This window comes from Amorphus suaedae, assembly GCF_053629675.1.
Window position 1 is genome coordinate 660311 of the sequence record NZ_JBRJIT010000001.1, and the last position, 12913, is coordinate 673223.

At 70.5% G+C, this 12913-nt stretch carries 10 protein-coding genes; 2 read left to right on the plus strand and 8 right to left on the minus strand.

The window, feature by feature from the left end; translation table 11 throughout:
* Nucleotides 1-117: 117 nt before the first annotated feature.
* Together AB7M35_RS02930 and ssuE are read left to right on the plus strand one after the other, a co-directional pair.
* Complete coding sequence (locus AB7M35_RS02930) at nt 118-837, plus strand: VIT1/CCC1 transporter family protein (protein ID WP_453957110.1); 720 nt, start codon at nt 118-120, stop codon at nt 835-837.
* 170 nt (nt 838-1007) lie between these two features.
* Nucleotides 1008-1556, plus strand: a complete 549-nt coding sequence (gene ssuE, locus AB7M35_RS02935) for an NADPH-dependent FMN reductase (protein ID WP_453957111.1) — start codon at nt 1008-1010, stop codon at nt 1554-1556.
* A 22-nt stretch (nt 1557-1578) separates the two neighbouring features.
* On the opposite strand, the gene AB7M35_RS02940 is transcribed toward ssuE, so the two are convergent.
* The 8 genes from AB7M35_RS02940 to AB7M35_RS02975 all read right to left on the minus strand — a co-directional run bounded on the left by AB7M35_RS02940 (nt 1579) and on the right by AB7M35_RS02975 (nt 12849).
* Complete coding sequence (locus AB7M35_RS02940) at nt 1579-3849, minus strand: molybdopterin-dependent oxidoreductase (protein ID WP_453957112.1); 2271 nt, start codon at nt 3847-3849, stop codon at nt 1579-1581.
* A gap of 100 nt (nt 3850-3949) precedes the next feature.
* The gene (gcvA, locus tag AB7M35_RS02945; RefSeq protein WP_453957114.1) at nt 3950-4951 is read right to left on the minus strand and encodes a transcriptional regulator GcvA; all 1002 of its coding nucleotides are present in this window, start codon (nt 4949-4951) and stop codon (nt 3950-3952) included.
* Nucleotides 4952-4966: 15 nt separating this feature from the next.
* On the minus strand, nt 4967-6037 hold the full coding sequence (locus AB7M35_RS02950; RefSeq protein WP_453957116.1) for an LLM class flavin-dependent oxidoreductase: 1071 nt from the start codon (nt 6035-6037) through the stop codon (nt 4967-4969).
* 46 nt (nt 6038-6083) lie between these two features.
* Nucleotides 6084-7484, minus strand: coding sequence for an aminotransferase (locus AB7M35_RS02955; RefSeq protein ID WP_453957117.1), 1401 nt, complete (start codon nt 7482-7484; stop codon nt 6084-6086).
* 31 nt (nt 7485-7515) lie between these two features.
* Complete coding sequence (locus AB7M35_RS02960) at nt 7516-9273, minus strand: dipeptide ABC transporter ATP-binding protein (protein WP_453957119.1); 1758 nt, start codon at nt 9271-9273, stop codon at nt 7516-7518.
* Nucleotides 9266-10147 carry an ABC transporter permease gene (locus tag AB7M35_RS02965; protein ID WP_453957121.1) on the minus strand — a complete coding sequence of 294 codons (882 nt, stop codon included), beginning with the start codon at nt 10145-10147 and terminating at the stop codon, nt 9266-9268. Before AB7M35_RS02965 ends, AB7M35_RS02960 begins: the two co-directional genes overlap by 8 nt.
* Nucleotides 10144-11175, minus strand: coding sequence for an ABC transporter permease (locus AB7M35_RS02970; protein ID WP_453957123.1), 1032 nt, complete (start codon nt 11173-11175; stop codon nt 10144-10146). The genes AB7M35_RS02965 and AB7M35_RS02970 overlap by 4 nt, the downstream gene beginning before the upstream one ends.
* Nucleotides 11176-11283: 108 nt before the next feature.
* Nucleotides 11284-12849, minus strand: a complete 1566-nt coding sequence (locus AB7M35_RS02975) for an ABC transporter substrate-binding protein (protein ID WP_453957124.1) — start codon at nt 12847-12849, stop codon at nt 11284-11286.
* Nucleotides 12850-12913: the final 64 nt, after the last annotated feature.

A 12913-nucleotide genomic window follows, 5' to 3' on the forward strand; every position in this document is an offset into this window, starting at 1 on the left:
ACACGCGGGCAGTGTATTGGCCACCCATCATGGGGGCGCCCTCCCGGGAGGACCCCGTCTCGGGTCTCCCGCGGGCGCGCCACCGGATGGCGCCGACGGCCTGGAGCGGATTGAGGCATGGAGATCGATCACAGCCACGCGCCCGAGGCGATCCGGCGCCGGCTCGCCCGTGGCCCCAGTGTCTCCTATCTCCGCGACTGGGTCTACGGCGGCATCGACGGCACCGTCACCACGTTCGCCGTGGTGGCCGGATCGATCGGCGCGGACTTCTCGCCGAAGGTGATGCTGATCCTCGGCGCGGCGAACCTGTGCGCCGACGGCTTCTCCATGGCCGCCGCCAACTATTCCGCCAACCGCGCCGACGCGGAGGACTACCGGCGGCTGCGCGGCGTGGAGCGGCGGCACGTGCGGGTCTACCCGGAGGGCGAGCGCCAGGAAATCCGCGAGATCTTCCGCAACAAGGGCTTCGAGGGCGATCCGCTGGAAGAGATGGTGACGCTGATCACCGACCGGCCGGAGCTCTGGATCGACACCATGCTGGCGGAGGAGTACGGCCGCTCGAACGTCATCGCCAACCCGCTGAAGACGGCTGCCGCGACGTTCGCCTCGTTCGTGATCTGCGGCTCGGTGCCGCTGATGCCGTTCATCCTCGGCCTGCCGGAGGCGCCGACCATCGCCACCGCGCTGACCGGCGCGGTGTTCTTCGGCATCGGATCGGCGCGCAGCCGCTGGTCGACGCGCAACTGGGCCATCTGCGGCCTGGAGACCTTCGCGATCGGACTGACGGCCGCCGGCGTCGCCTACGGTGTCGGCGTCGGCCTCGCCGGGCTGTTCTGAACCGGAAGGCACGGCCCGGCAGCGCGCGCCCCAAGCATTAGCAGCGGTAACGAACGGACCAGAAGTCGCCGTTTGTCGGCGGCGGGTTGGCTCTGCAGACTCGTGGTCGAGCCCTCAGCCGGCGACCTGCGCCGCCGCTGGCCCTTCCACCGCTGCCGTCGAGGCCACCCATGTCCATCGTCACCCTTTCGGCAAGCGCTTCGCCGGCCTCCCGCAGCGCGCTCCTCGCCGAGCACGTCAACGCGTTGCTCGCCCGCCAGGCGATCGCAGCCCGGCACATCCGCATTGCCGGGCTTCCCGCCGAGGCACTCCTGACCGCCGATGTCCGCCACCCGGCCGTCGCCCAGGCAATCGACGCGGTGGCCGGCGCCGACGGGATCGTCATCGTCACGCCGATCTACAAGGCGTCCTATTCCGGGATCCTGAAGACGTTCCTGGACCTGCTTCCGCAGTTCGCCCTGAGGCGCAAGGCGGTGCTGCCGCTCGCGACGGGTGGAAGCCTCGCCCACGTGCTCGCGCTCGACTACGCGCTGCGGCCGGTGCTGCAGTCGCTTGGCGCCCATCACGTGGTGCCGGGCTATTTCGTGCTCGACACCTGGTTCGGCACCGGCGACGAGCCGATCGCCGACGACCGTGCGCGCGCGGACCTGATGCTCGCGGTCGACACGTTCGCGCGCTCCCTCGCCTCCGTCGGCGCGCTTGCGGAAACCGCGGTCTGAGAGACGGCGCCGCGCCGACCGTTCAGAGCAGACGGCGGAGCTCGGCGGACGCGGCACGAACCTCGACCCGGCAGGTGTTCGGCGCGCTCGCCTGGGAGAGCGTCGAGGTCGGCAGGTCGGAGGTGAGCGTGTTGGGATTGCCGCCGCGATCGACGATGGAGCCGTCGGGGAGCGCGACCGGGTCGAACCATCCGCCCGTCGGCAGCACGACGATCCCCGCCGCGATCTCCGGGTTGAGGCGCGCCGCGGCGAGGCAGCGGCCGCGACCGTTGAAGATCTCGACGATGTCGCCGTCTTCAATGCCGCGCGACGCCGCGTCGGCGGGATTGAGGTCGGCGACCTCGCAGCCGTTGCGCTTTGCGCCCTGGGCCACCGACGCACCCTCCAACTGGCTGTGGAGACGCTGGGCCGGCTGCGGGGACAGGAGGTGCAGCGGATGGCCGCCCCCGGCCCCCTCCTCCGGCTCCAGCCAGGCGGGATGGCCGGGCGCATCGGGATAAGAGAAGCCGGCGATCGTCGCGGAGGCGATCTCGATCCGCCCGGACGGGGTGTCGAGGGGCGCGCCGTCGGGATCGGCGATGAAGTCCGCCAGCGGCACGAACGGCGCCGGCGCGTCGGCATCGGCGTCGAGCGCCGCGTATCCGGCCTCCCAGAAGGCCTCGAAGGACGGAAGCTCGGGATGGTTCGTCCGGTAGCCGTCGTAGATCCGTTCGATCCACCCCATCTCGTCGAGCCCGCCGGTGAAGGTGTCCTCAAGCTGAAACTCGCGGGCGATGCGGGCGAAGATGTCCCGGTCCGACAGCACCGACCCGGGCGGCGGCGAGACCATCCGGCTGGCGACGAGCCAGTTGTCGCGGGAAGCGGCGACGATGTCGTTGCGCTCGAACGGCAGGCTCGCCGGCAAAACGATGTCGGCGTGGCGGGCGGTGGCCGTCCACACGGGTTCGTTGACGATCACCGTCTCCGGCCGCCGCCACGCCCGCGCCAGCCGGTTGAGGTCCTGGTGGTGGTGGAAGGGATTGCCGCCGGCCCACCAGACCAGCCGGATGTCCGGCAGCGGCAGCTCCCGGCCGTCGAACGACAGCGTTTCGCCGGGACGCTCGAGAAGCTCGGTGATGCGGGCCACCGGAATGAAGGTCTTCACCGGGTTGCGCCCCTGGGGCACCGACGGGCCGGAGACGCGCCGGATCGGCTGGCCGATGGAACTGGTGGCCGTCAGCCCGAAGGAATAGCCGCCGCCCGGGCGGCCGATCTGTCCGGCGATCGCGGCCAGCGCGACCAGCGCCCAGAACGGCTGCTCGCCGAAGCGGGCCCGCTGCAACGACCACGCCGCGTTGAGGGCGACCGTGCCCTCGGCCATCAGGCCGGCGAGCATGCGAATGGTGTCGGCCGGCATGCCGCTGATGGCGGCGGCCCATTCGGCGGATTTCGGGGTGCCGTCGGGCTCGCCGAGGAGATAGGACGCGAAAGCTTCGTAGCCGACGGCGTAGCGGGCGAGGAAATCCGTGCGCGCCCGTCCGGTGACGACCAGCTCGTGGGCGATGGCGAGCAGCACGGCGGTGTCGGTGTTGGGCCTGAGCCGGATGTACTCGATGCGCTCGCGGCCGGGGATGTCCGGTACGTCGGCGGCGACCGGGCTCACGACGATCACCCGCGCGCCCCTGTCCAGAATGCGCCCCAGCCATTCACCGGCCCGGTGGCGGCCGACGCCGCCCGCCCCCACCTGGGCGTTGCTCAGCCGGAAGCCGCCGAACGAGACCAGCGCGTCGGCGTGGGCGGCGATCAGGTCCCAGCTCGGCGCGTCGGCCTCCGCCCTGGCGCGCGCGCCGACGACGCGGGGCAGCAGCACGGTGGCGGCGCCGTAGCTGTAGGTGTGGGCGGAGGAGACGAAGCCGCCGCAGAGGTTCAGGAAGCGCTTGAGCTGGCTCTGGGCGTGATGCAGGCGGCCGGCGCTCGCCCAGCCGTAGGAGCCGGCGAAGATCGCCTCGTTGGAATAGGCCGAGCGCACCCGTTCGATCTCGCCCGCAACCAGCAGCGCCGCCTCGTCCCAGCCGAGCGGCACGAAATCGTCGCGACCGCGCCCGCGCCCGCGCGCCTCAAGGTCCGACCGCGCCTCCAGCCAGCCGCGCCGCACCATGGGGGTGAGCACCCGCTCGGGATGGGTGGCGAGGTCAAGATAGGCGGCCCCCACCGGGGACGGCGCCGGATCGCCCGCGAACGGATGCAGCTCCGGATCGCCGGAGGCGCCGCGCGCGACCTCGTAGGTGCCGAAATGCGAACCGAACAGATGCATCTGGGAGGCCCGTCCGCTGGAGGGTTCAATGGGTTCGGCGTCGCGCCGTCCTGGGTGATGTGCGGCCGGCGCACCACCGCGTGCCGGCCAGACACAGGATCTACAGGCCGCCGGAAACCGAGGCAACGCGGCCGGCGACGATCTCGGCGGTGAGGAAAGCCTCGCTCTGCAGCCATTCGCGCAGCCTGGCGATCGGCGGCTTCTCGCCCAGCGTCTCGGAGGAGAGGACGTAGAACCCCTCCTCCACGTGCACGTCGATGTCGAACAGGCGGACGAGCCGGCCGGACCTGAGGTCGGCCTCGACGAGGATGGAGCTCGACAGCCCGATCCCCTGGCCGTACGCGGCGGCTTCCAGCATCAGGCCGGCGTCGTTGAAGAACACGGCCTCGGCGCCCGACAGTCCGCCGCCCACGCCGGCCGCCTCGAACCACGTCGCCCACGGCACGGCGTTCTGGGCCTGCAGAAGCGGCATTGCCTGCAGGTCGGCCGGCGTGGCGATGCGGTCGCGCAGCTCCGGCGTGCACACCGGGAAGATCGGCTCGTCGACCAGCCGCTCGGCGCGCATGCCGGCAAAATTGCCGCTGCCCCAGCGGATGCCGATGTCGACGTCCTGGCGCTCGAAGTCGAGCGGGTCGGAGGACGCCAGCAGCGACACCTTGATGTGCTGGTTCTCCTCCATGAACTGCTTCAGCCGCGAGACCAGCCAGCGCAAAGCGAGCGCGGGGGCGGCGTTGATGCACAGCACCGCCGGCACCTTCGGGTCGCGCAGCCGCTCGCAGCTTCCTGCCAGGAGCGCCAGCGCCTCCTGCACCGATCCGGCGAGCACGGTGCCCTCGCGGGTGAGCTCCACCCGGCGCGTCAGGCGCCGGAACAGCCGGGTGTCGAGGAACTCCTCCAGCTGGCGGATCTGCTGGCTGACCGCCGAGGGGGTGACGCAGAGCTCGTCTGCCGCCAGACGGAAGCTGTTGTGCCGGGCGGCGGCATCGAAGGCGCGAAAGAGGTTGAGCGGGGGCAGCCGCGGCCCGCGCCGGGACGCGGGCCTCTGCTCCCTTGTCGTGTCGGCGGGGCGATCCATCTCGACGGCCTTTCGCGGAAACTGCACGACATCCTTCATGTTCTATGCCGCCATTTCGTCGACGGGGCTGACATCGAGATACTCGCCGAGCTTCGGCAGCACCTCGCATCCGAAGCGCTCCAGCGAGGCGAGCGTCTCGCTCCGGCCGATGCCGGTGGGGCCCATCATGCAGCACAGATGGCTGGGCGCGAGGGCGGCGAGCTCCTCCCGCAGCTTCTCCACGCAGTAGTCGGGCGGGCCGATCACCGCCGTCTCCAGGAAGTCGTCGAGGGGCGGTTCGTCGTTGAGCGGCATGAGGCGGACGAAAGGCCCCTCCTTGTCGAGGACCCGCTCGTTGAGGGTGACCCAGGCGCGGGCGAAATCGCGCACGCAGCGCGCCGCGTGCAGCGCGTCCTCCTTGTCGTCGGTCACATAGACGAAGCGCTGCACGGCCAGCGGCATGGTGTCGGGGTTGCCGCCGGCGGCGGCCCAGTGGCCGGCGATGGTGCGCTTGGCGGCGAGCGCCGGCCCGATGCCGCGATGGCCGAAGCCGATGAACGGGGTGTGGCCACCCCTGGCGCACCGGGCCACCACCTCGGCGCGGCGGCTGGCGACGAAGGTCTGCGGCATCGCCATGCCGAACGGCCGCATCGGCAGCTCGCTGGCGGGGATGTCGTAGAACGTGCCGTGATGCTCGACCCGGCCGGTGGTCAGGCCCTGTTCCAGGATGTCCCAGATCTCGAGCATCCGGTCGACCCTGGTCTCCATATCGATGCCGAAGCGCTCGAACTCGTAGGGCTGATAGCCGGTGCCGAGCCCGAGCACGAGCCGGCCGCCGGTGAGCAGGTCGGCGAAGGCGGCTTCCTGAACCAGCCGCAGCGGGTTGTGGAACGGCAGCGCCAGCACCGCCGTCCCGAGCCGGATCCGCTGGGTGGCGGCCGCGCAGTGGGACACCATCAGCAGGGAAGACGGGCAGATGGAGTGGTTGGTGAAGTGGTGTTCGGCGAACCAGACGGTGTCGAAGCCGAAATCCTCGGCCATCGCCACCATGTCGACGGTCATCCTGAGGACCGACATCGGCGAGGTGTTGTGGTCGTAGAGACCCATCAGGTTGAACAGTCCGAGCCTGGTCATCGCGCACTCTCCTCCACCCGGTTCGCCGTTCCGCCGACGCGCGCGGTCATTCCGCCGCGCTGGCGCTGGCCCCGATTTCCGAAAACACCGTAGCGACGGACCGGCGGAACAGCTCCGTCATCTCCGCGATCCCGCCCTCGTCGATGATCAGCGGCGGGGTGAAGGCGATGCGGTCGCCGATGGAGCGCACGATGAGGCCGTTGCGGAAGCACTCGGCCTGGACGCGATCGCCCACCTTCAGCTCCGGGGCGAACGCCGTGCGGCCCGGCCCGGCGACGAACTCCACGCCCGCGAACAGGCCGACGCCGCGCACGTCGCCGACCATCGGATGGTCACCGAGCGACCCGAGGGCATCGAGGAAGACCGGCGAGACCGCCCGCACGTGGTCGAGGATGGCGTCCTCCTCGTAGATCCTGAGGGTCGCCAGCGCGACGGCGCAAGCGACCGGATGGGCGGCGAAGGTGAAGCCGTGGGCGAAGTTGCCGAGCTTGGCGCTCTCCGCCACCATCGCGTCGTGGATCTTCCGGGTGAGCAGCAGGGCGGAGATCGGCTGATAGGAGGCCGACAGCGCCTTGCCGCAGGAGATCATGTCGGGCTGCAGCCCGTAGGTTTCCGAGCCCCACATGTTGCCGGTGCGGCCGAAGCCGCAGATCACCTCGTCGGCGACGAACAGGATGTCGTACTTCTTCAGGATGGGCTGGATCAGCTCGAAATAGCGCGCCGGCGGGGTGATGGCGCCGCCGCCGCCCTGCACCGGCTCGGCGAAGAACGCCGCCACCGTGTCGGGATCCTCGTCGAGGATGAGCTGCTCCAGGTTGCGCGCCATGCGCTCGGAGAACTGCTCCTCGCTCTCGCCGTCCTCGTGCAGGCGGTAGTAGTGCGGGTTGTCGGCGTGGCGGAACACCGGCAGCGGCAGGTCGTAGTCGGCGTGCATCAGCGGCAGGCCGGACAGGCTGGCGGTGGCGATGGTGGAGCCGTGGTAGCCGCGCGTGCGGCCGATGATCTTCTTCTTGCGCGGCTTGCCGATGGCGTTGTGGTAGTACCAGGCGAGCTTGATGGCGGTGTCGTTCGCCTCCGAGCCGGAGCACTGGAACATCACCTTGGTGAACGGTTCGGCGCCCGGCGCGCGGGGCGCGATCGCGAGCAGCCGGTCGGCGAGATCGACGCTCGGCAGGTGACCGCGGGCGTGGAACACGTGGTAGAACGGCAGCTCCTGCATCTGCCGGTAGGCGACCTCGGCGAGGCGCTTCTCGCTGAAGCCGAGCGAGGCCGACCACATGCCGGCCATCGCCTCCAGGTAGCGCTTGCCGTCCTCGTCGAAGACGTAGATGCCGTCGCCGCCGGTGATCAGCGTGCCGCCGTCGCGCTCGAAGGTCGCGAGGTTGGTCTGCTGGTGGACCACGTAGGCCCGGTCGCGGGCGCGGGCGGAATTCGGCTGCATCGTCATCTCCCAAAAAACGAAACGCGCGCCATCACCGTCAGCCGGGGTCTCCCGGGCGGACGGAGACGGCCTCGGATTCAAGCGGTTGAGCGGCCGCCTTGCGCTCCGGGCGGCTCGCGCGGAACGGCACGGGACCGGACGACGCGGCGGCGGGACCGCCGGCCGGCGGATCGTCCTCGAAGCGCAGGTGCGGGATCGCGGCCAGGAGCTCGCGGGTGTAGGGGTCGGCCGGCGCGGCGAAGATCTCGCGGCTGTCGGCCTCCTCCACCACCCTGCCCGCCCGCAGCACCACGGTGCGGTCGCACATCATCTTCACGACGTTGAGGTCGTGGCTGATGAACAGGTAGCTGAGCCCGATCTCGCGCTTCAGCCGTTCCAAGAGCACCAGGATCACCGCCTGGACGGAGACGTCGAGCGCGGTGGTGGGCTCGTCGAGGACCAGCAGGTCCGGCTCCACCGAGATCGCCCGGGCGATGCCGACGCGCGCCTTCTGGCCTCCGGAGAGCTGGTGCGGCCGGCGGCCGAGCAGCTCGTGCGGGAAGCGCACCTGGTCGCAGAGCGCGCGGACCCGCTCGGCAAGCGCCCGGCCGCCGAGGCCGTTCAGGCGCCGGAGCGGATCGGCGATGGCGTCGAAGGCGGTCAGGCGCGGGTTGAGGCTGTCGGTGGGGTCCTGGAAGACGAGCTGGATGCGGCGACGCGCCGGCGCGGCGTGGAAGCTGCGCTCGGGGATGCCGCCGATGTCCTGGCCGTTGAACAGGATGGTGCCCGCCGACGGATCGATGAGCCGGCAGACGAGCCGCGCCACGGTGCTCTTGCCGGAGCCGCTCTCGCCGACGAGGCCGAGGCTTTCGCCCGGCGCCAGGGTGAACGACACGTCGTCGACCGCCGCCACGCCGTCGAAGCGACGGGTCAGGTTTCGCACGTCGAGGACCAGCCCCCGCCCCGGCTGGCGCGACGGCGGCCGGGCGGGCGGCAGCGGCTCGGCCGCCAGGTCCTCGATGCGGGTCTCGCGCAGCGGCGTCGCGGCGACGAGGCCGCGGGTGTACGGGTGCCGCGGATGGCGGAACAGCGTGCGCGGCGCCGCCGTCTCCACGAGCAGGCCCTTCTCCATCACCGCGACGCGGTCGGAGTGCTGGGCGGCCAGCCCGAGATCGTGGGTGATCAGCAGCATTGCCATGCCGCGCTCGCGGATGAGCGTCTCCAGCACCGACATCACGGCGCTCTGGGTGGTGGCGTCGAGCGCGGTGGTCGGCTCGTCGGCGATCAGCAGCGCCGGCTCGCAGGCGATCGCCATGGCGATCATCGCGCGCTGGCACATGCCGCCGGAGAGCTGGTGCGGGTAGGCATCGACGAGCCGGCCGGGATCGCGGAAGCGAACGGAGTCCAGAAGGTCCACCGCCCTCTCCCGCGCCTCGCTTCGGCGCATCGGCCGATGCGCGCGGATGGCGTCGCCGATCTGCTGGCCGATGCGGCGCACCGGGTTGAGGGCGGCGCGCGGGTTCTGGAAGATCATCGAGATGGACGAGCCGCGCAGCGCCCGCAGCCGCTTCGGCGTGGCGGTCGCGAGATCCTCGCCGAGGAAGTCGATGCTGCCGCCGGCGATGCGGGCGTTCGGGGCCATCAGCCGGATCGTGGCGGCGGCAAGCGTCGTCTTGCCGGAGCCGCTCTCGCCGACGATCGCCAGGATCTCGCCGCGATCGAGGCCGAGCGACACGTCGCGCACCGCCCGCACGTCGCCGGCAACCGTCGAGAAGGTCACGTTCAGGTCGCGGATGTCGAGGAGGCGCTCAGTCATCGCGGCCTCGCGGATCGAGCACGTCGCGCAGGCCGTCGCCGAGCAGATTGAAGCAGAGGACGGCGATCATCAGGGCGAGGCCCGGAAAGGCCACCAGCCACCACTTGCCGGAGGAGATGTAGCGGGCGCCCTCCGCCACCATGATCCCCCATTCCGGCGTCGGCGGCTGCACGCCGAGGCCGAGGAAGGACAGCCCCGCGGCGTTGAGGATCGCCCAGCCGAGGTTGAGCGAGATCTGCACCATCATCACCGGCAGGACGTTGGGCAGCAGCACGAACAGCACCACCCGCTGGTGGCTGTTGCCGGCGAGCCGGGCGGCCTCCACCCAGCCGGCGCCGCGCCGCGCGTTCACCTCGGCGCGCGCGAAGCGGATGTAGAACGGCAGGTTGATGATGGCGGTGGCGTAGATGATGTTGGAGACGCCGCTGCCGAGCGCGGCGACCAGCGCCATCGCCAGGATGAACAGCGGAAACGCCATCAGCACGTCGACGCAGCGGCCGACGATCTTGTCGAGCAGGCCGCCGACATAGCCGCAGAAGGCGCCGATCACCGCGCCGATCGCGAACGAGATCAGCACCGCCGAGGCGGCGATGGCGAGATCGAGCCGGGCCGCCGCGATCAGCCGGGACAGCACGTCGCGGCCGATCTGGTCGGTGCCGGCCCAATGGGCGGCGCTCGGCGGCGACAGCGCGGCGGCGGCATCGGAAGCGAGCGGGTCGTAGGGCACGATCCAGGGCGAGAACAGCGCGATCAGGATCAGGAGCACGGTGCCGACGCCGGCCGCGGCCGTCACCGGGTTGAGCCGGCGCAGGCGCGCTCCGAGCCGGCCGGGATCGGCCGCGACGCCCTCCCCGATGTCTCCGCTCGCGCTCATGCCAAGGACACCCGCGGATCGACGACGCGGTAGAGCACGTCGATGGTGAGGTTCACCAGCACGTAGAGCACCGCCATCAGGAGCACGAAGCCCTGCACCGGCGCGAAATCGCCGGCCATCAGGGCGTCGACCGAATAGGAGGCGATGCCGGGCCAGGCGAACACCTTTTCCACCAGCACGCTGGAGCCGAGCATGGTGGAGATCACCGTGCCGGAAATGGTCAGCACCGGGATCAGCGCGTTGCGCAGGCCGTAGACGACGATAATCCGGGCCGGGCTGAGCCCCACCGATTCAGCCGCCCGCACGTAGTCGCTTTTCATGACGTCGAGCATCGAGGCGCGGGTGATGCGCGACAGCGGCGCAATGACGAACAGCGCCAGCGTCAGCGCCGGCAGGACGAGCTGGCCGAGGGCCGAGCGGAAGGCCTCGAAGTCGCCGGCAACCAGGGTGTCGATCAGCAGGAAGCCGGTCACCCGCGGCGGGGTGATCATGAAGATGTCGATCCGCCCGGTCGGGTCCGGCGCCCAGCCGAGGAGGTAGTAGAAGACGTAGATGAACAGCAGGCCCGACACGAAGGTCGGCACCGCCACCCCGAACGTGCCGATCAGCCGGACCGCGTGATCGAACAGCGAGCCCGGACGCAGCGCCGCCGCGACGCCGAGCGGCAGCGACACCGCGAACGCGATGATCAGCGCCGTCAGCACCAGTTCCATGGAGGCCGGCAGCCGCTGCCACAGGTCGGTGACGACCGGCTGTCCGGTGGTCATGGAGTGGCCTAGGTCCCCCTGGGCGAGATCGCCGAGATAGAGGACGAACTGCTCCGGGATCGGCCGGTCGAGACCGAGCCGTTCCCGGATGAGCGTGATCTCCGCCTCGCCGGCCGAGGGCGAGGAGGCGAACAGGCTGGCCGGATCGCCGGGCAGCACGCGCATCAGGACGAACGTCAGGGCGAGCACCCCGAACAGGGCCGGAAGCGCCGAGGCCAGACGCCTCGGCACGGCCACGAGCAGGAATCTCAGGAAAGTCATGGCTCGACCCACCCCGTCGGACACGCCCGCCGCAGCCCCGGGCGACGCACCGGCCCATTGAGGCCGATGCATCCACCCGCGCGCGGCGGCGTGCGCGCCTTCACCGCCCTACTTCCGCTCCAGATCGCGGATGTCGACATAGTAGTGGTACCAGGTCGTGAAGCCGTCGATGTCCTTGCCCATGACGACGTCCTGGGTCGGCTGCCACAGGAGCGCCATCGGCACCTGGTCGGCCGCCATGCCGATGAGCTTCTTCGCGATGGCATCGTACTTGGCCTGGTCGGCCTCGTAACGCGCCTTCGGCAGCAGATCGTTGACCTCCTCGTTGTTCCAGCTCGAGAAGTTCCAGCGCGACTCGCCGCTCATGAAGATGCGGAAGAAGTACTCCGCCGACGGGAACATGGCGTAGGACCGCTCCAGCAGCAGCGGGAGCGTCTTCTTGGTTTCCGCCTCGGCCATCTGCGGATCGGGCAGCTTGTCGATCGTGACCTTGATGCCGATCTTGCCGAGGGCCTCCTGGACCAGCGAGGCCGCCGGATCGGCCCAGGTGGCGCGGTTCACGCCGAACGACAGCGTCGTCTCGAAGCCGTCCGGATAGCCGGCGTCGGCGAGCTTCTTCTTTGCGAGCTCAAGATCGGTGTGCAGCGGCAGCGGCTGCGGGAAGCCGGAGGTCTCCGGCTCGCCTTCCCACGACGCGCCGTAGAGCTTGCCGCCGAGGCCGGATACGGCGGTCGCCAGCATGTCGTCGTAGGGAAGCGCCAGCGCGACGGCCTGGCGGACCCCGGGATTGTCGAACGGCGCCATCCGCGTGTTGAAGATCAGCGCCGTGAAGGCGGTCGGCATCGGCGCGGACACCACCTTCGCGGTGCCCTTCTCGCGCAGCGCGATCAGGTCCTCGGTCTGCAGGTCGATGGTGATGTCGGCGTCGCCCCGCTCGACGAGGTTGGCACGCGTGGAGGCATCGGGAACGGTCTGCATGATGACCCGGGCGAACGCCGGTGCCTCGCCGCCGGTCCAGTCCTCGTTGCGGGCGAGCGCCACCTGCTGGCCCGGCTTGTAGGTCTCGACCTTGAACGCGCCGCTGCCGGCCGTGTTGGTCTTCAGCCACTCGACGCCCCACGGATCGTCGGGGCCGGCTTCCTTCTGGACAAGCTTGCTGTTGAACATCGGCGCGTAGAGCGAGGCGAGGTTCGGGAGCGTCAGCCGGTCGACCTTCGGCAGGCTGATCTCGACGGTCTTGTCGTCGACCACCTTGAACTGGTCGGGGCTGGTCAGCGACCCGGTCTTGAGCTGGGCCTTCGACATGGTCTCGGCCGTCACCGCGCGGTCGAGCGACCACTTCACGTCGTCGGCCGTGACCGGCGTGCCGTCCTGCCACTTGGCGTCGGGACGGAGATGGAAGGTGATGGTCAGGCCGTCCGGGCTGACCTCGTAGCTCTCGGCGAGTTCGCCGCGCATCGCGCCGAAATCGAACACGTAGGTGCCGGCGGCCGGGTCGGCGGGCTTGCGCTCGAAGGCGACGAGCCGGTCGTAGGTGGCCGCACTCAGCGAGACCGCCGCCGGCGTGGCGCCGAGCATCATCGGGTCGAGGGTGTTGACGGTACCTCCGGTGACGTAGCGGAGCGTCTCCGCCCGTGACTGGGCCTGGGCTGGAGCGTCCGGGAGAAGGGCCATCGAAACGGCCCCGGCGAGTGCAAACAGACTGCGTCGGTTGAAGCGAAACATGGTCGTGGACCTT